Consider the following 21,886-nt stretch of genomic DNA (forward strand, 5'->3'; position numbering starts at 1 on the left):
AGCCGCTCGATGAGGAAAGCGCGAAGCGTAGCCGGCGGTTCGGTTGTGATCTGGCTGGAGAGTCCGAGAGTCAGGTGGTCTTGGCAGAACGAGAGAGCATCTTCGGCGGCGCCCGCGTCGCCCCGCTCGAGCCTGTCGAGTAGCTCGGAAATAGCGGTTCTCAAACGGAGGAGATGTCCTCCAAGGCGCTTTTTCCAGACGGCCGAATGCTGATGACGCCAGGCCGGAGCGATGTTGTCGATGTTCTTGATGAAGATCACATCGGCGTCGATGCGGCCCAGATTGGTGATCAGTGCGCCGTGACCGGCGGGGCGAAACACCAGATGGCCTGCACTCGATCGATACGGCACGCCGTTCGCCGCGAGCGCGAGCGTGTCCGTGGAGGGGTCCTGAATCGAGAACTCGATCTCGAATCGGGCTCCCGCTGTCCGCCGGGCGGTGGGCTCCGCACGTTCGGTGGCTTCTTGGAACGCGCCCAGGTGCTCGCGGTTGACCGTGAAATGGAGGGCCAGGAGTTGGTCGCGTCCCTGGGCGTAGCCGGTGGCCTCGTAGAGGTGTTCTTCAAAGGCGCTTCGGGCCCGCGAGTCGTAACTATGAAAGGGGACCAGCCCCTTGGGCAACGACGCCAGGCCCAGACCCTCGGCACCGGCGACCAGCGCCGCGAGACGAAGAGGCCACTCCTTGAGGTCGGCCAGTGTCGTCGAGCGCTCGATGGCCAGGCGCTCCAGCGCCGAGGCGAACGGCATCTCCTCGATCCGCTCGGCGAGCTCGAGAACCTGGCCGGCCGCGGCATCGCCTCGGCCGGCTGCTCGGGCGAGCTCCCGCCGGCTGGGATCGGCCAGAGATTCGGAGGCTTTCTCGAGGAGCGAGAACATCCGGGTCGCAGCACCGGAAGCCGGGACGAACTTGACGACTCGAAGGTTCTCAACGGCCAGGTCCCAGGCGCGCTCGCGCTCGACCGCCTGCTCCGGAGCCAGAATCGCAATGCCGTCGCCGGGTCGGCAGGCCCGCCGTAGCGGGATCGGCGGCGGTGGGCTCTCGAGCAGGGCCAGCTGTTGCTCGGCCTCGCGCAGCGTGATGCCGCGGCGCTCGAGATCCTTCCTGTCGGTACTCGAGAACTGAAGGCCGGGTCGCATGACGTTTCGCGGGCGGCGTGAGTATAGCGTCCCGAGTCGGCGAGCCTTGCGCACGACGACACTGGTACTCCGATTAGAATGACCTGTGCGCGAGGAATCGAGTTGAGGAGACACTTCCGATGACCGGTCCTCATGCTCTCCTCCTGGGATTGGTTCAAGGCGTCACGGAGTTTCTTCCGATCAGCTCCTCGGCCCACTTGATCCTGACTTCGTACTTCCTGGGTTGGGAAGACCAGGGTTTGTACTTCGACATCGCGGTGCACCTCGGGTCGATGCTGGCGGTGTTCCTCTACCTCAGGAAAGACATCTCCTCGATGGTTCGAGCGGTGGTTTCCCGAGATACGCCCAGAACCGAAAGGCGCACCCAGATGACGCTGGTCCAGGCTCTCGCGATCGGTACGGTACCGGTGGCGCTGGCGGGGGCTCTGCTGAGTGGCTTCGTTGCCACGACCGGGCGCGCACCGGTCCTGATCGCGATGACCTCGATCGTCTTCGGGATCGTCTTGCTGGTCGCAGACCGCAAGAGCGGCCATGAGCGCGAGCTCGAGACGATCACTTGGCGCGACGGGCTGTTGATCGGGCTGGGGCAGGCCCTGGCTTTGATTCCCGGAACCTCTCGCGCGGGCATCACGATGACGGTGGCGTTGGCTCTCGGTTACGAGAGAGCCGCTGCCGCGAGGTTCTCATTTCTGCTTGCGATACCCGTCAGCGTTCTGGTGGCTGCGAAACAGCTGCTGGACGTCGGCAGTGGCGCGACCTTGGAAATGAGCGCGATGGCGTTCCTGATGGGTTTCGTCGTCTCGGGCGTAGCGGCCTATTTGGCAATCGACTTTTTGATCAGCTGGGTGAAACAGCAGGACTACTCGCTCTTCGTGGCCTACAGAGTCGTTCTGGGTCTCGTGATTCTGGTCTCAGTCTGGCGGTGAGGCGGACGTCGTTCTTCAGCGCTTCGACCGAGGATGGCAAACCATGACAAGCACTGGGTTGAGCGAGCGCTCGCGGGATCGCAAGAGGCGTTTACCCATCTGCTCGAGCTGTACCAGCGGCCGGTTTTCTCGATCGTTGTCCGCATGGTGAGGGACCCGGCCCTGGCCGAGGATCTGACCCAGGAGACCTTCGTCAAGGCGTTCCGGGCTTTGGCGACCTTTGATCGGAGCCGCAAATTCTCGAGCTGGTTGTTCACCATCGCCCACAACACGACCATTGATCACGTTCGGCGCAAGCAGCTGCCGACGGTCTCCTTGGAGGCGGGCGGCGAGAACGAGGAAGGCGGCGGTCTCGCCTTCCTGGCGGTGGCCACGGATGCTTCGCCCGAAGAAGCGATGACGCATCGCGAGTTGGCGCACGACATGGAGCTCGCTCTATCCGGCATGAGGTCCGAGTACGCGGAGGTCCTGGTTCTTCGCTTTCAACAGAACCTGTCCTACGAAGAGATCTCCGAGATCACGGGTCTGGCCCTGGGCACGGTCAAGACACATCTCTACCGTGCTCGCAAGGCCCTGGCGGAAGCGCTCGAGAGCCGCGGCTGGGACCCTGGCGTTCACGCCAAGAGTCGACGGTAGATTAAGGTCAAAGTTGCGAAACACAGTCCATCGAAGGGTCGTAAGGTCCAAGGAAGGCGGCCGACGCCGGGAGTCGAAATGAGTCGTAAGCTGAAAAAAGCAACCGAGAGCTGGCTCGACATCGAGCGACGAGGCAGCGATGCGTCCGCCGAACGGGCCCTTTTGCGAGTCTTTCGTGCTCTTCCCGTGCCGGCTCCGAGTCCGGAGCTCGCCCGCAGGACGCTGGCGCAGCTGGGTCTCGCCCCGCTGACCGCGAGACCGGCCTCGCAATCGGGGCACAAGCCCCACTGGGCGTATCGATGGGCGGTCGCGACCGCTCTGGCGCTGTCGGGATTGGCGACGGTGCTCTACGCGCCGGCGTTGCTGTCCTCCTTGAGCCTGAAGGGCAGCGCCAATTGGATCGTCGATGTGGGGGCCGGGTTCCTGGCCGCCGTGTCCCGCCGCCTTGCCGCCGGATACACGCTCTGGGACGTCATCGGACGGGCCGGAGCCACCGCCGCCGAGGTCGTGGCGACACCACAGGTTTTGGGTTTCATGTTCGCGACTGTGCTGTTTGGATTGGCGACATTCCGGGTCTTGGCCGGTCTGGTTGCCGTTGAGAGGAGTTCGTATCATGCGTGAGGCAAACAAGAACAGGAAGATCGCCGCGGTGCTGGCCGCGTTGGTGCTGGCCGTCATGGCCACCCTCGCCCTGGCTACGACCGCGGCCGCCGCGTCGGAAGAGGTCGAAGCGGCGCTTGCGGCGCTCGAAGCGGATTTTCAAGTTCTTCCCGTCGAAGACGGTTGGCTGCTCCAGCCGGTCGACGAGACATTGGGTGTCAGCACCATCGAGGTCAAGGGCGACAGCCTCGCGATTGACGGGCAGCGGATCTCGGAAGACGAGCTGGAAGCCCGGCTCGGAGACCTGGCCGAAACCGTCCTCGAGCTCGGCGAGGCGGCCAGATCGGTCGAGGACGACGAGATGTCCGTCGCCCGCGAGGAGTCCGAGCGAGAGCGTGAACAGGAGAGGGCCGAGCGCAGCGAGCGCCGGCGGGACCGTGGCCACCGGGATCGGTCGGACTCTCAGGTGGTCGTCGGTAACAGCCTGACCGTAGAAGAGGATGACGTTTATCGGGACATCGTGGTCTTCGGTGGGAGCCTGACCATCGATGGGCAGGTCATCGGAGACGCGGTAGCCATTGGTGGCTCGGCCACGGTCAGTGGCGAGATCACCGGCGACCTGGCGGTTGTGGGTGGCTCGATCGAGCTCGAGGAGGGCGCCCGCGTCATGGGCGACGTGGTGAGCGTGGGCGGCTCGGTCGAACAGGACGAGAGCGTCGAGGTTGCCGGGCAGGTGATCGAGGTGCCGTTCGGCCCGGGCTTCAACTTCGGGGACTTCAAGGGCGACTGGGGCGACTGGGGCGACTGGGGCCGGGATTGGGGCCTGACGGACAGGGCCCACAGATGGGGGCACCGCGCTCGCTGGTTCGGCTTTTTCGAGGCCGGCTGGGAGTTGATCGGGGTCCTGTTCTGCGCGCTCCTGGCCTGCCTGGTCTATCTCATAGCTCGCAATCCGGTCGAGAGGATCGCCACGAAGGTCGCCGACGAGCCGTGGAAATCGGGTCTGGTCGGACTGCTGACCCAGATTCTCTGCGTGCCAGTGCTGGTCCTGGTGTGTCTCGTGCTGTTGATCTCGATTATCGGGATCCCGTTGCTGCTGCTGGTGCCGTTCGCCATTCTGGGCTTCATCCTGGTCGCGTTTCTCGGCTACACGGCGGTGGCCTACTGGCTCGGCAGCTGGTCGGAGAAGCGCTTCGGCTGGGATTTCGGAAGTCCCTACTTCTCGCTGCTGCTGGGTGTGGGCCTGATCGAGATCCTGGCGCTGGTGGGCGAATTCCTGGCCTTGGGCCCCGGTCCGATCAAGTTCTTCGCCGCCATGTTCGTGATCTTCGGCTGCCTGGTGATCTACGTGGCCTGGACCGTGGGCCTGGGCGGCGCGGTGCTGACGCGATTTGGGACCTGGGGAGACCAGGGCGGTCCGGCTGCGCCGGCCCCTTCCAACGAGCCGCTACCGCCGGCCCCGGACTGGGATGAGCCTTCGGCGCTATCCGCAGACGCGGCGGGCGCGGCGGGCGCGGCAGGCGATAGTGCTGGCGGGGCCGCCGAGACGTACGAGCCGCCGGGCTCCGACGAGCAGTCCGAGCACCTTTGACCGCGGGCCGTCCTGCTATGAGGAGCTGATGAACGGGCTCGAGGAGGCGATCTCGGCCGCCAGCGACGTCTGACGCTGTTCTTCCTTCCGCGTCGAGACCGCGATCCTCAGCGCTCGCATCTGACCCACCAGTACCACCAGCTTGCGCGCTCGCGTGACCGCGGTGTAGATCAGGTTTCTCTGGAGCATCACGAAGTGCTGGGTATGGACCGGTATGACCACGCAGGGATACTCGCTTCCTTGCGATTTGTGAACCGTGCAGGCATAGGCCAGCACCAACTCCTCCAGAGCCGGCCCCTCGTAGTCGACCCGACGGCCGTCGTACGCAACCGTGATCCGTGAGCCGTTCGTCGGCGTCGTCAGGACCGTGCCGATATCGCCGTTGAAGACGTCCAGGTCATAGTTGTTGCGTATCTGCATGACCCGATCCGCCGGGCGGAACCGTGGCCCGACAGCGTCTCGGGCCGGGCTCTGAGCGGGGTTGAGCAGGGCTTGCAGCTCCCGGTTGAGGTTGTCGGTTCCGAGGAGGCCGCGCCGCATCGGCGTCAGGACCTGGATCGCTCGCTTGGGGTCGAGACCGAACTGTCGCGGGATTCGCTCCGAGACGAGCTTCTTCAGCGTACGCAGCACCTCTTCGGGTTCGTCGCGCTGGATAAAGAAGAAGTCGGAGTCGGCGCCGACACGCTCGTCGATCGGAGCCAGCCCGCGCCGAATGCGATGCGCGTTGACCACGATCCTGCTGGCCTCGGCCTGGCGGAAGATCTCCTCGAGCCTGGCCACGGGGAGCTTTTCACTTGCGATGATGTCCTGCAGGACCTTGCCGGGTCCGACCGAGGGCAGCTGATCGACATCGCCCACCAGAAGAAGTCGCGCTCGATCCGGCACCGCCTGCAACAGAGCGTAGGTGAGGGGAACGTCGAGCATCGACGCCTCGTCCACGACCACCAGGTCCGCCTTGAGTGGAAGTTGGCGATCCCGGCGGAAACGCATCGTATGCGGGTCGAACTCGAGCAGCCGATGAACGGTCTTGACGGTGCTGCCGGTCGCCTCGCTGAGCCGGTTGGCCGCTCGTCCGGTCGGAGCCGCCAGGAGGACGCGCTGTTGTTTGCGCTCGAAGATATCCAGAATGCCCTTGAGCAGGGTCGTCTTGCCCGTGCCGGGGCCGCCGGTCAAGACCATGACCTTCTGGCTCAGCGCCTGGCGCAGAGCCGACTCCTGGGCCGGAGCCAGGTCGAGCCCCTGTCGCTTCCGCCACCACTCGAGGGCGCCATCGAGACTCGAGACCACCGCCGGGGAGACAGTGCCATGAATTCGTAGGAGCCGTTTGGCGATGGCGGTCTCCGCCCGCGAGAGCTCGGCCAGAGCCACCGTCTCCCGGCTGCGGGCGGTCTTTTGAATCACGGCTCCCCGCTCGGCCAGAGAGCCGAGGCCTTGCCGCAGTCGTTGCACGTCCAGTTCGAGCATCGCCGCCGCTCGCTCGAGCAGGTCGTCACGCCCGAGATAGGTGTGGCCGTCGGCCGAGGCCCGGCGCAGAGCGAACAGCAGGCCGGCGGCCGCGCGCTCGACCGTATCGTGACCCAGCCCCAGTTTCTGAGCCAGGCGGTCGGCCAGGTTGAAGCCGACTCCCGAGACGTCTTCCGCCAGCCGGTAGGGGTTGCTCTTGGCGACGCTGATCGAGGCGTTGCCGTAGTGGCGGACGATCCGAACCGCCAGCGCAGCGGAGACGTCGTGCTGCTGGAGAAAGATCAGAGCATCGCGTGCGAGACGCTGTTCCTTCCAGGCCTTGGCGATGCGAGCGACCTTGATCTTGCCGATGCCGTTGATTTCCACCAGGCGCTCGGGTTCGTTGTCGAGAAGCTCGAGAGTCGACTCTCCGAACCGGCGTACGATTCTCTTGGCGGTCGCCGGGCCCACGCCGGGAAGGCTGCCGCTGCCGAGGAAGCGTTCGAGCCCTTCCAGGGAGGTCGGCTCCAGGCTCGAGTAGGAATCGATCCGGAACTGGCGGCCGTACTTCGGATCCCGCTGCCAACGGCCATCGAGCCGCAGGGCTTCACCAACCTGGACTCCGGGCATGCGACCGACCGCTCCAACCGTGCGGCCGTCCTCGGTCTCGAGCTTGAGAACGGTCCAGCCGCTGTCGGGATTGCGGAAAACGATTCGAGCGACGATGCCGGTCAGACTCGCGAGCGCTTGCGGTTTCGTCGGTGGGAGAGGCATGGGCTGAGCGGAGATAGAAGTGTATGCGAATCGAGTATGGTACCGGCCGGACCGGGGAGTCGACGGTGTCCGGGCTCTGTGCGACAATTTGGCGCTATGGCGAAGACTCCCACCGTCGTCGTGATCGACGATGAAACGGGCTCGCGCGAGTCGATGGCGATCGCGCTCGAGAAGGCGGGCTGGTCGGTCAGCACCTTCGACGACGCCGCCAAGGCGCTGGCCTTCATCGAGGAGACTCCCAGCGTTACCTTGGCGATTTGCGACTTGCGCATGCCCGGAATGGACGGTCTCGGATTCCTCGAAGCGGCGGCCGAGCGGGAGCTGGATCTGCGCGTCATTCTGGTGACCGGGTATGGCTCGATCGAGTCGGCCGTCGAGGCCATGCGCGTCGGAGCCGACGACTACCTGACAAAGCCCGTGGACCTTTATGAGCTGCGCCAGAGGGTTACCAATCTGCTCGAGAACCGCGAGCTCAGGGAGGAGGTCTCGACCCTGCGCCAACGTCTCGACAAACGCTTCGGCTTCGAGAGCATCATCGGCAAGGCCGAGCCCATGGAGCGGATGTTCGAGCAGATGCGACTGGTGGCCCCGACCCGGTCGAGTGTCTTGATCATCGGCGAGAGCGGCACCGGCAAGGAGCTCGTCGCCAACGCCCTCCACCAGGCCAGTCCAAGGCGAGATGAGCGTTTTCTCGCGATCAACTGCGGTGCGATCCCGCCCGACATTCTCGAGAGCGAGCTGTTCGGCCACGAGAAGGGCTCTTTCACCGGAGCGGTGTCGAGGAAGATCGGCAAGTTCGAGATGGCCCACAAAGGCACTTTGTTTTTGGATGAGATCAGCGAGCTCTATCCCGAGCTCCAGGTCAAACTGCTGCGAGTTCTCGAAGAGCGCGCCATCATGAGAGTGGGCAGCGGAGAGGTTCTCGACGTCGATTTTCGGTTGATCGCGGCGACCAATCGGGATCTCGAGCGGGTGGTGGCCGAGGGCAAGTTCCGCGAAGATCTGTACTACCGGCTGAAGGTGGTAACGATAGCGGTGCCGCCGTTGCGGTCTCGGCTCGGAGACCTGGCGCTGCTTGCGGAAACTTTTCTCGAGCGCCTGTGCGCCGAGCACGGTCGATCGCCCAAGCGATTGTCCCAGGGCGCTCTGGAGACGATGGCCGGGTACGCCTGGCCCGGCAACGTTCGTGAGCTACGCAATGTGCTCGAGTCGCTCGTGATCTTCCATCAGGGCGAGGAGGTGGGGAGCGAGGACCTGCCCGTCAACGTCCGTCGGGGGCAGCAGGGTGCGAGGTCGAGCGGAACCATCCAAAGCCTGGTCGGCGCGCCGCTGAAGATGGCCGAGATCGAGCGCCGGGCGATTCTCGAGACCCTCGAGTTGACCGGAGGCAAGCGCGCCGAGGCGGCCGCGATCCTGGACATCGGGCTCAGGACGCTGCAACGAAAGCTCAAGGAGTACCGCGAGGCGGGAACTTCGGAGATCTAGGAGTTTAGGAGACCCACGCATGGAATTACCTTTTGGCGTCCTCATCCACAACGAGATTCTGGGGATCAAGGGCTCCCGGGGCGATCTGCTCAATATCAGTCCGCACGGTTATTACGAAGTCAACTTGAAGTTCGGTGAGAACACCCATCGCGTGCTGCTGCCGATCGCCAACACGGTGATTATCGGTCAGGAGGCCGAGGTGCCCGCCGCCGAGCGCATCGAGGTCGAGCGTTAGCGGCTGCTAGCCACGGCTCATCGACGCCAGCATTTCCCCGATCGCCTCTCGCAGGCCGACGAAGACCGCCCTCGACACCAGGGCGTGGCCGATGTTGAGCTCCTCGATCTCTTCGATCGCCGCGATGGGGCCGACGTTCCCGGATGTGAGCCCGTGCCCGGCGTAAACAGCCAGCCCGGTCTGCGCGCCCAGACGGGCGCATTGGGCGATTCGCTCCAGCTCCTCGTCCGCTTCGCCGGGGGCGCACTTGCTGTAGCGGTCGGTATTGATCTCGAAGCCGTCGACCACTTCGAGGAGGCGCGCGGCGGCTCGGACTTGTTCGGGATCGGGATCCAGGAAGAGGGAGACGGAGATCCCGGCTTCGGTCAAGGTCCGGGCGGCACGTTCGACCTCGGCGGCTCTGAGCACGAGGTCGAGTCCTCCTTCCGTGGTGACTTCTTCGGGGCGCTCGGGAACCAGCGTGACCTGGTCGGGCCGGGTCGCCACGGCGAAAACCACCATCTCGGGCTCGACCGACATTTCCAGGTTGAGCTTGCCCCGCACCGAGTTTCGGAGCGCGCCGACGTCGGCGTCCTGAATGTGCCTCCGGTCGTAGCGCAGGTGGACGGTGATTCCGTGCGCTCCCGCGGCTTCCGCGAGGGCGGCGGCCTCGAGAGGACTCGGATAGTCGGCACCCCGAGCCTGGCGCAGGGTGGCGACGTGGTCGACGTTCACGGAGAGTCTGGTCATGGGCTCTCTTCGATTCCGTCGATCTCGTGGGAGATCGTAGCCGCGAGCTTCTCGGCGAGCCCTTCGATTTGCTCTTGGTCCGGGCCTTCGATCATCACTCGCGCCAGCGGCTCCGTACCGCTGTAACGCAGCACGAGCCTGCCCTGGTTGCCGAGTAGCTCTTCCACCCGCCGAGCCTCGCTCATCACCCGCGGCAGTGATCCGAGCTCCGGCTTGCTGGTCACTCGGATGTTGCGCAGGATCTGCGGGAAGCGGCGGAAGCCGGCGGTCAGGCTCGACAGCGATTTCCCAGATGAGCTCACGGCCTGGGCGAGCAGGGCGGCCACCAGCAGACCGTCCCCGGTCGATGAAAGGCCGAGATGGACGATGTGCCCGGCCTGCTCGCCGCCCAGAACCAGACCCTCCGAGCGGAGTGTCTCGACTACTGCCCGGTCCCCGACGTCACAGCGCAGGAGGCTGATGCCCTCTCGCCCGAGCGCGGTTTCGAGTCCGAGATTGCTCATGCTCGTCGCCACCAGTCGTGGCGGCTCGAGCCTGCCTTCGTGCAAGAGCCAGGTGGCGAGGACATAGAGCATGGCGTCGCCGTCGTGCAAGGTGCCGGTCTCGTCGATGGCCACCGCGCGGTCGGCGTCACCATCGAAGGCGAAGCCGATGTTCGCACGGTGGTTTGCGGTCGCGCGCGCGGCCGACTCGGGATCCGTGGAGCCGCAGGCCTGGTTGATATTGGAACCGTCCGGTCGGTTGCCGAGCGCTACGACCGTGGCGCCGAGTCTCTCGAAGAAGTCGGTTGCCAGGCCCGTGGCCGCGCCGTGGGCGGTGTCGAGCACGATCGACAAGCCAGCGAGCGCACCGGGAGGAAACAGCGCGGTGAGCTCCGAGATGTACTGTTGCGCCAGGGCGCTCGAGGGCTCGAGGTCAGCCGCGGGCCCGAGGGTCTCGGACCCCTCCGACTCACTGCTCTCGGGCTCGAGGGCGAAGCGGCGTTCGAGCTCGGTCTCGCGTTCGCGTGACCATTTGAAGCCCTGGCCGTCCAGGAACTTGACGCCGTTGTCGGGGAAGGGATTGTGGCTCGCCGAAACCGCGATGCCCACGTCGGCAGCTCGCGCTTTCGCCAAGCGCGAGACCGCCGGCGTCGGCAGGACGCCGCCGTAAAGCGTGCGACAGCCGCGCTCCTCGAGGCCGCGTGACAGCCAGTAGCTGATTGTCGGCGTCGAGCTGCGGGTATCGCCGGCAATGATCGCGCTGGGCGAGGACGTCTCGGCGGAGAGCAGACTGCCCAGGGCCCGGCCCAAGCGGAGCAGCGAAGCTCGGTCCAGGGGCGCGGTGCCGGCCGGGCCGCGGATTCCGTCGGTGCCGAAGAGCCGAGTTGGAGCCCTCAACAACGGTCCCTACGAGTCATCTTCCTGGCCGGAGTTCGGTAGCGCCAGGGGCACTCGGACAGTGACGACGGTGGGCTGCATCACCTGGACCAGCGGGCTGGGCGACACGACCAGAGCCTGCTCCTCGAAGTCGAGGGCGTGACCGTCCAGCAGTACCGGACGGGTGACCAGGCTGTCGACGGTCGCCAGGATCGACTCCGGCCCCTGGACCAGCACCCGCGGCGGGACCACGTCGGGAACACCGGCCACGGCGCCGGCGGCCGGCTCGCCCGCCAGCCGCACCGACACCGGCCGGAATTCGCTGATCACCCGGTCGACCTCCAGGCTGAGCAGATTCGGCTGGATCGAGAGAACCTCCAGACCCTGCGGACGAACGACATTGTCCGGCGCCAACGGCACCTCGATCGGTCCTTGCTCGGCATTGCGAAGATCGACCACGACGCTGACCTGAGCGGGGTTGAGAGCGCTGATCAGATTGGTCTGACCTCGCAGCCTCACCTGAACCCGGAGGACCGGGTCGAGCACGATGAGATCGCTGGAGCCGGGGTTGTTGTACTGCACCGAAGGCTCGATGGTGGTTTCCGCGGTCTCGGTCTGATCGGCTCGCGACGAGGTCACGAAGGCCCAGGTTCCGACGGCGAGTCCCAGCGCCAAGGCGCGCAGAGCCCAGAGTGTCTGCTTCTTCGTCATGCGCTGCTTTCGGCGGCTCCGAGCTCGGTGATCAGGTAGCGGTAGAGGTGGTTTCTGAGCGCCTTGGAGTCGAGATTTCGGATCAGCTCGCCGGCGACTCCGAGCGAGATGCCGCCGGTCTCCTCGGAAACCACGACGGCGAGGGCGTCGGTCTCGCTCGAGATGCCGAGAGCCGCCCGGTGGCGCGTGCCGAACTCGGTCGAGATCTCGGAGTCGAGCTTGACCGGGAGAAAGCAAGAGGCGGCCGCGATGCGATTGTCGTAGACGATAACCGCGCCGTCGTGCAGGGGGGTCCCGGGTGTGAAGATGTTGACGAGCAGGTCGTACGAGACTCGGGAATCGATACGGATCCCGTTCTCCACGTAATTGCGCAGACCCTCGAGTCGCTGCAGAACGATCAGTGCTCCGGTCTTCTTGGTGGCCAGGGCCGAGGCCGCGAGCACCACCTCGTGGATGGTCGTCTCGGTCAGTTGATGCGAGCCGAAGGCCAGGAGCGGATTGCGTCCGAACGTTGCCAGGCCCCGTCGGATCTCATGCTGAAACAGGACGATGACGGCGAAGGGCAGGACGATCAAGAGACCGCTCAGGATGGTCTCGAGAGTCGCCAGCTTGGCCAGCCTGGAGGCCCAGTAGACGCCGGCGAAAAAGACCATTCCCAGTAGCACCTGTACCGCGCGCGTGCCGCGAATCAAGAGGAGAAGGTTGTAGAAGACAACGGCGACGAGAGCGATATCGATGAGATCTCGCCAGGTTACGATCTCTAGCAGTGAAGTCGGGTCCATCAGAGTGCGACCTCCGGGACCGGCGCCGCCCGGTGCCGGCTCGCGGGCTTTCTGCGGACGGCGCAGAACAAACAGGGCAGATGCAGATTCTTCTTGTCGACTCTCAACGCCGTCATCAACACCGCAAGCCCGCCCGTTGGCTCGTTAGTCTAGCAGCCCGCGGCAGTCCATCGCTGCCGTTCAAGAGACCGGATCGGGAGTTGGCGGTACCGGCAGGCCCAGACCGCCGGGCTCGCGCTCGCTGTCGGGAGTCTCGATTTCCGAGCCTTCGTCGCCTGCGCTCTCGTCCTGGGGCGCGGACGGCTCGTCCGGCAGACTGGGCGCGAGGTCGAGGCCGGTCATCTCGTTGATCAGCGAATACACTTCTCGTCCGTCGATGGTCTCGAACTCCAGCAGCCGCTCGGCGAGCGCGTCGAGCACGTCGCGCCTTTCGATCAGGATGTTGCGGGCTCGTTCGATGCCGTCCTTGACGATGCGCTCGACCTCGTGATCGATTCGGATCGCGGTGTCCTCGCTGTACTCGTTGCGCTGGGCGTAGTCTCGCCCCAAGAATACCGGTTCGTCCTTGCTGCCGAAGGACAGCGGACCCAACTCGGACATGCCCCATTCGCAGACCATCTTGTGGGCGATGTCGGTGGCACGATCGATGTCGTTGCCGGCGCCGGTGGTGATGTCCTTTTGGGTCAACTCTTCGGCGATGCGCCCACCCATCAGAATCGCGATCTGGTTCTCGATGTAGCCCCTCGAGTAGCTGTGCTTGTCCTCGGTCGGCAGTTGCATCGTCACGCCCAGGGCCCGACCGCGCGGAATGATGGTCACCTTGTGCAGCGGGTCGGCACCCTCGCAGAAGGCGGCTACCAGCGCATGTCCGGCCTCGTGAAACGCCGTGACGGTCTTCTCGTCCTCGGAGAGGATCATGGTCTTGCGCTCGACGCCCATCAGGACCTTGTCCTTGGCGAACTCGAAGTCCTCCATGGCCACCTGGGTGCGGTTCCGACGGGCGGCGACAAGGGCCGCTTCGTTCACCAGGTTTGCCAGGTCGGCGCCGGAGAAGCCGGGCGTGCCGCGGGCGATTACGCTGAGCTCGACATCCTTGTCCAGTGGGATCTCGCGAGTGTGGACTTCCAGGATTCCGGTTCTGCCGTTGATGTCGGGCCGATCCACCACCACCCGGCGATCGAATCGCCCGGGGCGCAGGAGGGCGGGGTCCAGAACGTCGGGCCGGTTGGTCGCCGCGATCAGAATGACGCCCTCGTTGGACTCGAAGCCGTCCATCTCGACCAACAGTTGGTTCAGGGTCTGTTCCCGCTCGTCGTGACCGCCGCCGAGGCCGGCGCCACGGTGGCGTCCGACCGCGTCGATCTCGTCGATGAAAATCAGGCACGGCGCGTTCTTCTTGCCCTGCTCGAACAGATCGCGGACGCGGCTGGCGCCGACGCCGACGAACATCTCGACAAAGTCCGAGCCGGAGATCGAGAAGAACGGAACGCTGGCCTCACCGGCGATGGCCCGCGCGAGCAGCGTCTTGCCGGTGCCCGGAGATCCCATCAACAGGACGCCCTTCGGGATCTTGCCCCCGAGCTTCTGGAACTTCTGGGGTTCGCTCAGAAACTCGACGATCTCGGAGAGCTCTTCCTTGGCCTCTTCGACCCCGGCTACGTCCTCGAAGGTCACCTTCTTGCCGGTGGCGCTGAGGAGCTTGGCCCTGCTCTTGCCGAACGAGAGGGCCTTGTTGCCGCCGGACTGCATCTGACGCATGAAGAAGATCCACAGCCCGATGATGAGCAGGAACGGTGCCCACCCGAGCACGTACTGAATGAGCGAGTTCTCGCGAGCTTCTTTGGCCGAGATCACGATGCCGGACTCCCGGAGCTCGCTGACCAGGTCGGGATAGTCGGGCGCGAAGACCATGAACTGGTCTTCTTCGGTGTACTGCCCGCCGGGCTTGAAAGTGCCGGTGATCTCCTGGCCGCGGATGGTGACCTCGGCCACGCGATCCTGCTCCACCTGCTCCATGAACTCGGTGAAGCTCAGCTCGTGGTGGCTGGCGCGTCCCGCCTGGAAGGTATTCCAGAGGACGATGACCACGACGAAGATCGCGATCCAGAGGATCAGGGTGCGGACTGCGGGATTCACCGGACTATTACTCCTGCCTTACTGAAACGGGCGGCGCACAGCGTAAATTCCACTATTCACCCTCGCCCAGGGTAAGCCGCGCGAGATACGGCAGATTGCCGAACATCCCGTCGCGCTTGAGCCCGTAGCCGACGAAAATGCCTGGGCGCCTCGGCGTAAAGACCCGGTAGTCGACGTGAAAATCAGACTTGCGCTCCTCGGGCAGATCGATCAAGGCCACGAAACGCACCTGCCTGGCTCCGAGGCCCACGAACTGACTCATCAAGTAGTTCTCGATAACGCCGGTCGCCACTACATCCTTCAGAACGACCAGCGACTGGCCGGTGACGTCGAGGCTGAGGGGGAAGTCGATGTCGACCACCTCGTCTTGGCCGGCCGACATCTTGTAGCGAACCTGCACGGCTTCGTAGCGGACCGGTTGCTCGATCGCTCGCAGGAGATCGGCCAGAAAAACCACTGACCCGCCGACGATCGAGATCAGGACCGGGGTCGAGCCGGCGTGATCGGCTTCCAGCCTGCGCCCCAGGTCGCGCACGTTGGTGGCGATGGTTCCTTCGTCGTACAGGACCTGTAGTCGCCCTTCACTCATCCGGGATGATCTCCGCTACCCATATCTCTGATCCATTTCGAATTCTCGCCTCGTGGTCGATAGTAACGCCGGGGACCCACAGAATGCGATCACTATGGCACAGGAGGGGCAGGCGATCGCGCTCATTCTTGGGAATTCCATGGTCGATCAGGAGGTCTTTGAGCTTACGCGGCGAGGAACTGCCCAATGGTTGGACGCGATCTCCGGGGCGTCGGTTCCTGACGGTCAGCTGCTCCCGGGTTTCAGGTGGTAGAGAGAGGCCGGCTCGACGGCGGTCACCCCGGAACATCCAGGGCTCCGCGCGTCCTGTTCTGAGCCGGAGCGAAGAGGAAAGCTCACCGATGTGAACTTCCCCGGGCACTTCCAGATTATAAGCGAAGGGCGGAGTGCGCTCGGGAGTTCGAAGCAGAGCCATCTTCTCGGCCCGCGCCTCTTCAAGGCGCCATCCACCTCCGAGGTCGACCCCGACCGGCGCCCCCGCGGTCAGAAGCGACTCGAGGTACGCGAGAGCTCGGTGGGAGGGCCTGCGGTGGCTGCCGGCGCATCTGAGCAGGTACACGATCGCGTGGGGGAGCAGGACCGGGGGCAGCGTCTCGAGAGCTCGTCGCGACACGGTGATGACCGAGCCCTCACGGTCTGGGCCCAGCCGCCGGTCGAGCGCGCGCGACAGCCGGCGGTTGGCGCCGCGCGCCGCCCGAGCCAGCCGAGCGAGACCGTCCGAGATCCCCGGAGTCTCGGCTTCAAGCGCCGGGAGCAGATGGTGTCGCAAGCGGTTTCTCGGTGCGGAGAGGTCTCGATTCGTGGGGTCTTCGACCCAGCTCAGGCCGCGCCGGCGGACCAGGTCGAGCAAGTCGATGCGGCTCTGCCCGAGCAGCGGTCTGACGATGGCGCCGCGAAGGGCCGGGATCGCGCCGAGACCGCTCAAGCCGTGGCCGGCGGCCAGCCGGAGCAGCACCGTTTCGGCCTGGTCATCGCGGCGGAGAGCGGTCGCGATGTAGCGCGCGCCGACCTCGGTAGCGATCCGCTCGAGCTCTCGATAGCGAATCCTGCGCGCGGCCATCTCCAGACTCTCGCCGCGTCTCTTCTGGGGCGCGACGTCCTGGCGGCTGATGACCAAGTGGATCCCCAGCGCTGTCGCCGTCTTCTTCGCGGCCTCCGCCCGCTCTCGCGACCCGGGGTCGAGCCCGTGGTCGACGTGGGCCGCCATGACCCGGATTCCTCGCGGGCCGGCATAGTCGCAGATGGCCGTGAGCAACGCCGTCGAGTCGGCGCCGCCCGAGAAAGCCACCAGGACGACGTCGCCGCTGGCGAGAGGGGCCCGATCCCGAAAGAAGGTCGCTAGAACTCCGTCAAGGCTCACATAGTAGACCCTAACAAGGTCGTTGCGTGAACCGGCCGGAAAGAAAGTGTGGTGGCGGTGAAGGGACTTGAACCCCCGACCTAGCGGTTATGAGCCGCTCGCTCTAACCACCTGAGCTACACCGCCGTTCGCCCATCACGAGCGCAGCGAAGTATACCCGAGCTGCTAGTCGCGGGTCAGCAGGTCCTGGCACTCGTCGAAGTGCACGAAGAACTTGGCGGCGCTGCGAGCCAGAGCCTCGGCCGAAAGGCGGTAGATCACGTGCTGTCCGCTACGACGATCCGTGACCAGCCGGGCTTCCTTCAGAACCGAGAGATGCCGCGAGATGGTCGGCTGCGACAGGCTGAAGTTGCCCACGATCTCGCCTACCGAAAGCTCGCGCCGCTGCAGCAACCGCAGGATGCTGCGCCGGGTCTGATCGGAGAGAGCCTTGAAGAACTTGTCGAGCTCACGGCCGCCGGTGGTCAGAGCCACTTCGGCGGACGGGGTCATGGGGACGGCGGATAGGAGCCGGTTGGAGGAAGAGAGTCGATGGTTCATGCCCTCGGAGAAGGGCAACGGATGTGCCAAAACCGGTCTGAGCGCCGAATGGCCTATATAGATATCTGCATCTAGCGAAGATTCAACGACTTACGCGATTCGAACCGGCGGTCGACGAGACCGTTCGAAAGATCTGAGCAAGAAAATGGCGCCTCCGAGGAGGCGCCATAGTGCAAAAAAGCGACCTAAAGGCCGAAAAACTGGTGTATCTAGCCGCCGAGGCGCTTGCCGACGGCTTCCCAGTTGACCACGTTCCACCATGCCACCAAGTAGTCAGGTCGTCGGTTCTGATAGTTCAGGTAATAGGCGTGCTCCCAGACGTCGACTCCGAGAATGGGCTTCAGGCCGTCCATGAGCGGGCTGTCCTGGTTGGCGCGCTGAACGACCTCGAGCTTGTCACCGTTGACTACCAGCCAGGCCCAGCCCGAGCCGAACAGGGTTGCCGCCGCCGAGGTCATCTTGGCCTGGAAGGAGTCGAAACCTCCGAAGTCGCGGTTGATGGCGTCGGCGAGGCCTCCGGACGGCTGACCGCCCCCCGAGGGGCTCATGACGTCCCAGAACAGCGAGTGATTGGCGTGTCCGCCGCCGTGGTTACGAACCGCGCCGCGGATCCCTTCGGGAACCGAGGCCATGTCGCTGATGAGGTCCTCGACCGATTTCGCGGCCAGGTCGTCGTGGCCCTCGAGGGCCTTGTTCAGGTTGGTGACATAGGCCGCGTGATGCTTGGTGTGGTGAATCTCCATGGTGCGCGCGTCGATGTGCGGCTCCAGGGCGTCGTAGCTATAGCCGAGCTGCGGGATTTCGTGCATAGGGTCTCCTTCTCAGGCACTGATTTCGGCACCGGATCCAGCTTGCGCCGGTGCCGAAGGTCGGTCGAGGGGCGATTGTTTCATGGAACATTCCGCCCTCGCCAGCCGACCGTTGACTTCCCTCTTGGCGGCTATTAGCATTAACCGCCTCCGGCGAGGGGAGGTTAGCTCAGTGGGAGAGCGTCTGCTTTACACGCAGAGGGTCGGGGGTTCAAATCCCTCACCTCCCACCAACCCGAATCGGAGGTAGCGACTGCGGGGGTCGTAGTTCAGTTTGGTTAGAACGCCGGCCTGTCACGCCGGAGGTCGCGGGTTCGAGTCCCGTCGACCCCGCCATTCACTAGGAATCGAACGAGATCACGGAGAACCAGATGCGCGACAAGATCAAACTCGTGTCGAGTGCCGGAACCGGCTACTTCTACACCACGGACAAGAACAAGAGAACCTCGACCGAGAAGCTCAAGCTCAAGAAGTACGATCCCAAGGTGCGCAAGCACGTGGAGTTCGTCGAAGAGAAGCTCAGGTAGCAGCGCGTTCGCGCCGCCAGTTGGTCAACCCGGCGGCGGCGTGATACCGTCGCCTTGCCTGCCGTGGGTCCAGCGATAGCTGGGCCTTTTCTTTTTTGACAGATCGCGCCTCCACTCCCTACCAAAAAGGAGTGGAGCATGGACGACCACAGTGGTTGGCAGATTTTGGAGAGGTGCCTGGACCAGGCCGATGAAGCGGCTTGGAAGGCCTTGATGCAGCGATTCGAGCCGCCCTTGCGCTGGGGAATTCACCGGGCGCTGCGCGGACTCGGCTTCAACGGCGACCGCTACGACCTGGCCGCCGACTTGTTGCAGGAATGCTACTGCAAGATCCTGGCTCGTGAGCGCAGGGTCTTGCGGATGTGTCGGGAACGAGACGAGAACGCCCTGAATGCCTTTTTCGCGCGGCTCGGGGAGCGATGCGCGCGCGACGGCCTTCGCGCTCGTTGGGCGCTGAAGCGGGGTAGCCGGGCCGGCATCGTCGAGCTGGGCGACAGCATCGAGGATCTCGCTGTTGCCAGGACCGAGCCCTCTCCCGAAGATCGGGCGTTGATGAAAGAGGCTCAGTCACGGCTGCTGGCGACCTGCAGGAGCGCGGCCGGCAGCCGGAAGAGCGAGCGCAACTACAGGGTGCTGGTGATGGCCTTTTTCGAGGGGCTTTCGAGCCGTGAGATCTCGTCTCGCTTTGCCGGGCAGCTGAGTCTCACCTGTATCGACTCGGTGGTGTACCGGGCGCGGCGGCGGCTGCTCAAGCAGGGTGTGCGCCTCGGGGAGCGCCGGGCCATGGCGTAGGCTGCGCTGTCGAGCCGGTATCGGTCTTGCCGGCGCTTGAACCTTTCGGCTCATGCGATCCGACAGGCTGAGTGACGGCGCGGTCCAGACCGGCGTCGGCTAGACTTCGCCCGTGGCACACATCTTCACCGGCGCCGACTGCCTCAAGCACGACGCCGGGTACGGGTTTCCGGAATCTCCGGCGCGCCTCGAACGCATTCTCGCCGGCTTCGATGCGTCGTGGGACGTGCGCGAGGTGTCCGAGCATGCGGAACTGACGGCCGTACTCGAGACCGTTCACGAGCCGGGGTATCTGGAGGTTCTTCGAAGAGCGGTCGAGCGTGGCGATGGCCTGCTGGGCTCGAGTGACAATCCGCTCACCCCTGAAACCTGGGTCGCGGCCTCGTCGGCGGCATCGGCGGCGCTGTCGGCGGCCGACTGGATCGCCGGAGACAACGGCGAGGCCTTTGCGGCGATCCGGCCACCCGGTCATCACGCCGAGTCCAGACTCGCGATGGGGTTCTGCTTCTTCAACAACGTCGCGGCCGCCGTCGAGCACCTGATCTCGAATCACGGTCTCGAGCGCATCGCGATCTACGACTTCGACGTCCATCACGGTAACGGCACCCAGGAGATCTTCTACGAGCGCGAGGACGTGCTCTTCGCGAGCACACATCAGTGGCCCTTCTATCCGGGCACCGGCTCGAGCTCCGAAACCGGGGCCGGGGCGGGCGCTGGCAAGACCGTCAACGTGCCTTTGCCCGCGGGCACCGGCGACCGCGAGTTTCTCGCCGCGATTCATGGTTCGATCGTGCCCGCCCTGGAGGCGCACCGGCCTGACGCGGTCCTGGTCTCGGCCGGTTTCGACGCCTGGCGAAACGATCCGATCGGAGGCATGCGCCTGAGCGAGGCGGCCTACTCCGAGATCGGTGCCATGGTGCGCGAGTTGGCCGATCGCCTCTGCGCCGGCCGCCTCTTGAGTGTTCTCGAGGGCGGCTACGACCTCGCCGCTCTGTCGCGTCTGGTTCGGACCTACTTGCGAGGGCCCGGAGAAAGCGGCTGATCGATTCGGCTGGCCGATAGCGCCGCCGGAGCGACCTCGGGCTCTTCGAGGTTCTCGATCCCTCGTCGCCGCGCCAGCAGGTCGGTTGCCTCGCCGAGCAGCTCCAGGGCTCGGCCGATCTGCGGATCGCCAGTGGCCAGGACTTCGAAGCGGGCCTCGATGCCGAAGGCGGAGTTGAATATCTCCGCGTGCAGGTAGCGCGTGATGGTCGCGCTGGTCTCGGGGTCGCCGAGCATCTTGGCGGTTTCTTCTTCGCTCGTCAGCTCCTTGGCTAGAAGCCAGGCGGCGAACTCGTCGAGTAGCTCGGGCTCGGGTACCCACTGGCGATCCTCGATCGGCTTCGCGGCGGTGTACTCGACCGCATAGTTGAAGAAGGTGTTCTGGCTCAGCAGGTACTGGATTTCCGGGCTCAGAAAGAGCGGCTCGACGGTTACGTCGGGAGTGATACCGCCGCCGCCGTAGACTTCCCGGCCCAGGTCGGTGCGGAACACTTGGCGCTCCTCGGTATCGGTGGCTTCGGTAGCCTCGGTTGCCTCGGACGGGGGCGGCTCGTCGCCACCGATGTTCGCGACCGTCTGGTAGTCGAAGTAGCTCGAATAGTCGCGCTGGATGAGACGTCCGGAAGGGGTGTAGTACTTGGCCGTGGTGAGAGCGAGTCCCGCTTCGTAGGGCAGCGAGTACACGGTCTGCACCAGGCCCTTGCCCCAGGTCGGAGTGCCGACGATCAGGCCCATGTCGTGGTCCTGAATCGCGCCGGATACGATCTCGGCCGCGGAAGCGGTCCCGTTTCCGACCAGAACCACGATCGGTATGTCGAGCGCGGCCGGTTGACCGGTGGCGAAGAACTTCTGGTGCGAGTTGCGGGTTCGGCCCCGGGTCTCGACGATCTGCGCGCCTTCGTCCAGAAACTGATCGGAGACGGCGATCGCCTGGTCGAGAAGACCGCCGCCGTTTCCTCGGAGGTCGAGAATCAGGCTTTCCATGCCTTCGCCCCGGAGCCGTTCGAGATTCTCCGCGACTTCTCCTCCGGTACCCCGGTTGAAATCGGAGAGCTGCAAATAGGCGGTCTCCGGAGTGATCATGTAGGCGTAGCGCACGGTGTTTTGCGGGATCTCGTCCCGGGTGATGGTGATCTCCAGCAGCTGCTCGAGGCCGGCGCGGACGATCTGAATCGTCACCTGAGTGCCCTTGGGTCCCTTGAGCAAGCCGACCGCGTCATCCAGGCTCATGGTCTCGGTGGAATCTCCCTCGATGGCGGCAATCACGTCCCCCGCGCGCAGGCCCATGCGAGAAGCCGGCGTGCCCTCGATCGGCGTGATGACCGTCAGCTGGCCGTTGCGCATGCCGACCAGGATTCCCAATCCGTAGAAGCTCTTCTGCTGGCGCTCACGCATCGACGAATAGGCTTCGCCGGACAGGAAATTGGAATGCGGATCGAGGGTTCGGATCATTCCCGAGATGGAGGATTCGACGAGCTCCTTGTAGCTGACCTCGCCGCCGTAGCTGTCGTGCGCGACCTGTAAGACCTCGGTGTAGGCGCGCAGGACACGGCGGGCGTCGTCGGAGAGCGCCAAGACGCGGTTCCCGAAGGCCCCGCCGGCCAGAATGGCGACCGCCAGAACCGCAACGGAGAGTTTCTTCCAGCCCGATCTCATGGCGGTGACTGTATCAAAGGCCCGCTCAAT

21 protein-coding genes and 3 tRNA genes are annotated in these 21,886 nt (G+C 64.9%); 11 read left to right on the plus strand and 13 right to left on the minus strand.

Translation table 11 applies throughout. From position 1 onward, the window contains the following. The coding region (locus GY769_12880; protein ID MCP4202814.1) for a DUF4301 family protein at nt 1-1,136 on the minus strand (1,136 nt) is incomplete at its 3' end. A 119-nt stretch (nt 1,137-1,255) separates the two neighbouring features. Here GY769_12880 and GY769_12885 point away from each other — a divergent pair. The 4 genes from GY769_12885 to GY769_12900 all read left to right on the plus strand — a co-directional run bounded on the left by GY769_12885 (nt 1,256) and on the right by GY769_12900 (nt 4,889). Then, nucleotides 1,256-2,062 carry an undecaprenyl-diphosphate phosphatase gene (locus GY769_12885; GenBank protein MCP4202815.1) on the plus strand — a complete coding sequence of 269 codons (807 nt, stop codon included), beginning with the start codon at nt 1,256-1,258 and terminating at the stop codon, nt 2,060-2,062. Nucleotides 2,063-2,095: 33 nt separating this feature from the next. After that, nucleotides 2,096-2,698 (plus strand): sigma-70 family RNA polymerase sigma factor, encoded by a 603-nt coding sequence (locus GY769_12890; GenBank protein ID MCP4202816.1) that lies wholly within the window; start codon nt 2,096-2,098, stop codon nt 2,696-2,698. 78 nt (nt 2,699-2,776) lie between these two features. Beyond that, on the plus strand, nt 2,777-3,319 hold the full coding sequence (locus tag GY769_12895) for a hypothetical protein (protein MCP4202817.1): 543 nt from the start codon (nt 2,777-2,779) through the stop codon (nt 3,317-3,319). Beyond that, on the plus strand, nt 3,312-4,889 hold the full coding sequence (locus tag GY769_12900; protein ID MCP4202818.1) for a polymer-forming cytoskeletal protein: 1,578 nt from the start codon (nt 3,312-3,314) through the stop codon (nt 4,887-4,889). Before GY769_12895 ends, GY769_12900 begins: the two co-directional genes overlap by 8 nt. 15 nt (nt 4,890-4,904) lie before the next feature. Here GY769_12900 and GY769_12905 read toward each other — a convergent pair whose 3' ends face one another. After that, a complete protein-coding gene (locus GY769_12905) occupies nt 4,905-7,106 on the minus strand; it encodes an ATP-dependent RecD-like DNA helicase (protein ID MCP4202819.1) in 2,202 nt (733 codons plus the stop codon). A 96-nt stretch (nt 7,107-7,202) separates the two neighbouring features. Between GY769_12905 and GY769_12910 the strand changes: the two genes are divergently transcribed. Beyond that, complete coding sequence (locus tag GY769_12910; protein ID MCP4202820.1) at nt 7,203-8,591, plus strand: sigma-54-dependent Fis family transcriptional regulator; 1,389 nt, start codon at nt 7,203-7,205, stop codon at nt 8,589-8,591. Nucleotides 8,592-8,610: 19 nt separating this feature from the next. After that, entirely contained in the window at nt 8,611-8,826 is a 216-nt protein-coding gene (locus GY769_12915; protein MCP4202821.1) for a hypothetical protein, read from the plus strand. Nucleotides 8,827-8,832: 6 nt separating this feature from the next. Here GY769_12915 and GY769_12920 read toward each other — a convergent pair whose 3' ends face one another. From GY769_12920 to GY769_12965, 10 genes are all read right to left on the minus strand, one after another. Further along, nucleotides 8,833-9,555 (minus strand): pyridoxine 5'-phosphate synthase, encoded by a 723-nt coding sequence (locus tag GY769_12920; GenBank protein MCP4202822.1) that lies wholly within the window; start codon nt 9,553-9,555, stop codon nt 8,833-8,835. Continuing rightward, a complete protein-coding gene (glmM, locus tag GY769_12925) occupies nt 9,552-10,934 on the minus strand; it encodes a phosphoglucosamine mutase (GenBank protein MCP4202823.1) in 1,383 nt (460 codons plus the stop codon). Before glmM ends, GY769_12920 begins: the two co-directional genes overlap by 4 nt. Before the next feature lie 9 nt (nt 10,935-10,943). After that, nucleotides 10,944-11,624 carry a hypothetical protein gene (locus GY769_12930; GenBank protein MCP4202824.1) on the minus strand — a complete coding sequence of 227 codons (681 nt, stop codon included), beginning with the start codon at nt 11,622-11,624 and terminating at the stop codon, nt 10,944-10,946. Then, complete coding sequence (locus tag GY769_12935) at nt 11,621-12,406, minus strand: TIGR00159 family protein (protein MCP4202825.1); 786 nt, start codon at nt 12,404-12,406, stop codon at nt 11,621-11,623. Before GY769_12935 ends, GY769_12930 begins: the two co-directional genes overlap by 4 nt. Before the next feature lie 180 nt (nt 12,407-12,586). Continuing rightward, a complete protein-coding gene (locus tag GY769_12940; protein ID MCP4202826.1) occupies nt 12,587-14,542 on the minus strand; it encodes an ATP-dependent metallopeptidase FtsH/Yme1/Tma family protein in 1,956 nt (651 codons plus the stop codon). Between the two features lie 52 nt (nt 14,543-14,594). Beyond that, nucleotides 14,595-15,131: a hypothetical protein gene (locus tag GY769_12945; protein ID MCP4202827.1), complete on the minus strand. Its 537-nt coding sequence runs from the start codon at nt 15,129-15,131 to the stop codon at nt 14,595-14,597. Continuing rightward, nucleotides 15,124-16,491, minus strand: coding sequence for a tRNA lysidine(34) synthetase TilS (gene tilS, locus GY769_12950; protein MCP4202828.1), 1,368 nt, complete (start codon nt 16,489-16,491; stop codon nt 15,124-15,126). Before tilS ends, GY769_12945 begins: the two co-directional genes overlap by 8 nt. A gap of 49 nt (nt 16,492-16,540) precedes the next feature. Beyond that, nucleotides 16,541-16,617, minus strand: a tRNA-Met gene (locus GY769_12955). A 39-nt stretch (nt 16,618-16,656) separates the two neighbouring features. Further along, a complete protein-coding gene (locus GY769_12960) occupies nt 16,657-16,983 on the minus strand; it encodes a winged helix-turn-helix transcriptional regulator (GenBank protein ID MCP4202829.1) in 327 nt (108 codons plus the stop codon). A 257-nt stretch (nt 16,984-17,240) separates the two neighbouring features. Then, nucleotides 17,241-17,840 carry a superoxide dismutase gene (locus GY769_12965; GenBank protein ID MCP4202830.1) on the minus strand — a complete coding sequence of 200 codons (600 nt, stop codon included), beginning with the start codon at nt 17,838-17,840 and terminating at the stop codon, nt 17,241-17,243. 158 nt (nt 17,841-17,998) lie between these two features. Between GY769_12965 and GY769_12970 the strand changes: the two genes are divergently transcribed. The 5 genes from GY769_12970 to GY769_12990 all read left to right on the plus strand — a co-directional run bounded on the left by GY769_12970 (nt 17,999) and on the right by GY769_12990 (nt 20,201). After that, a tRNA-Val gene (locus tag GY769_12970) sits at nt 17,999-18,073 on the plus strand. Between the two features lie 25 nt (nt 18,074-18,098). Further along, a tRNA-Asp gene (locus tag GY769_12975) sits at nt 18,099-18,176 on the plus strand. A gap of 35 nt (nt 18,177-18,211) precedes the next feature. Next, complete coding sequence (rpmG, locus tag GY769_12980; GenBank protein ID MCP4202831.1) at nt 18,212-18,367, plus strand: 50S ribosomal protein L33; 156 nt, start codon at nt 18,212-18,214, stop codon at nt 18,365-18,367. A 138-nt stretch (nt 18,368-18,505) separates the two neighbouring features. Then, a complete protein-coding gene (locus GY769_12985) occupies nt 18,506-19,159 on the plus strand; it encodes a hypothetical protein (protein MCP4202832.1) in 654 nt (217 codons plus the stop codon). A gap of 112 nt (nt 19,160-19,271) precedes the next feature. Continuing rightward, a complete protein-coding gene (locus tag GY769_12990) occupies nt 19,272-20,201 on the plus strand; it encodes a histone deacetylase (GenBank protein ID MCP4202833.1) in 930 nt (309 codons plus the stop codon). Here the strand turns inward: GY769_12990 and GY769_12995 are convergent. After that, on the minus strand, nt 20,171-21,856 hold the full coding sequence (locus GY769_12995) for a PDZ domain-containing protein (GenBank protein ID MCP4202834.1): 1,686 nt from the start codon (nt 21,854-21,856) through the stop codon (nt 20,171-20,173). The genes GY769_12990 and GY769_12995 overlap by 31 nt on opposite strands. Between the last annotated feature and the right edge of the window lie 30 nt (nt 21,857-21,886).

The sequence above is a fragment of the bacterium genome (assembly GCA_024224155.1).
Taxonomy (GTDB): Bacteria; Acidobacteriota; Thermoanaerobaculia; order Multivoradales; family JAHEKO01; genus CALZIK01.

What these genes read in the sequence shown, in the direction of transcription:
- GY769_12935 (MCP4202825.1), bottom strand. Translation starts at nt 12,406, where the DNA reads ATGGACCCGACTTCACTGCTAGAGATCGTAACCTGGCGAGATCTCATC.
- GY769_12995 (MCP4202834.1), bottom strand. Translation starts at nt 21,856, where the DNA reads ATGAGATCGGGCTGGAAGAAACTCTCCGTTGCGGTTCTGGCGGTCGCC.
- GY769_12930 (MCP4202824.1), bottom strand. Translation starts at nt 11,624, where the DNA reads ATGACGAAGAAGCAGACACTCTGGGCTCTGCGCGCCTTGGCGCTGGGA.
- GY769_12895 (MCP4202817.1), top strand. Translation starts at nt 2,777, where the DNA reads ATGAGTCGTAAGCTGAAAAAAGCAACCGAGAGCTGGCTCGACATCGAG.
- GY769_12960 (MCP4202829.1), bottom strand. Translation starts at nt 16,983, where the DNA reads ATGACCCCGTCCGCCGAAGTGGCTCTGACCACCGGCGGCCGTGAGCTC.
- GY769_12920 (MCP4202822.1), bottom strand. Translation starts at nt 9,555, where the DNA reads ATGACCAGACTCTCCGTGAACGTCGACCACGTCGCCACCCTGCGCCAG.
- GY769_12985 (MCP4202832.1), top strand. Translation starts at nt 18,506, where the DNA reads ATGGACGACCACAGTGGTTGGCAGATTTTGGAGAGGTGCCTGGACCAG.
- GY769_12890 (MCP4202816.1), top strand. Translation starts at nt 2,096, where the DNA reads ATGGCAAACCATGACAAGCACTGGGTTGAGCGAGCGCTCGCGGGATCG.
- GY769_12965 (MCP4202830.1), bottom strand. Translation starts at nt 17,840, where the DNA reads ATGCACGAAATCCCGCAGCTCGGCTATAGCTACGACGCCCTGGAGCCG.
- GY769_12885 (MCP4202815.1), top strand. Translation starts at nt 1,256, where the DNA reads ATGACCGGTCCTCATGCTCTCCTCCTGGGATTGGTTCAAGGCGTCACG.
- GY769_12900 (MCP4202818.1), top strand. Translation starts at nt 3,312, where the DNA reads ATGCGTGAGGCAAACAAGAACAGGAAGATCGCCGCGGTGCTGGCCGCG.
- GY769_12905 (MCP4202819.1), bottom strand. Translation starts at nt 7,106, where the DNA reads ATGCCTCTCCCACCGACGAAACCGCAAGCGCTCGCGAGTCTGACCGGC.
- GY769_12945 (MCP4202827.1), bottom strand. Translation starts at nt 15,131, where the DNA reads ATGAGTGAAGGGCGACTACAGGTCCTGTACGACGAAGGAACCATCGCC.
- rpmG (MCP4202831.1), top strand. Translation starts at nt 18,212, where the DNA reads ATGCGCGACAAGATCAAACTCGTGTCGAGTGCCGGAACCGGCTACTTC.
- GY769_12915 (MCP4202821.1), top strand. Translation starts at nt 8,611, where the DNA reads ATGGAATTACCTTTTGGCGTCCTCATCCACAACGAGATTCTGGGGATC.
- GY769_12910 (MCP4202820.1), top strand. Translation starts at nt 7,203, where the DNA reads ATGGCGAAGACTCCCACCGTCGTCGTGATCGACGATGAAACGGGCTCG.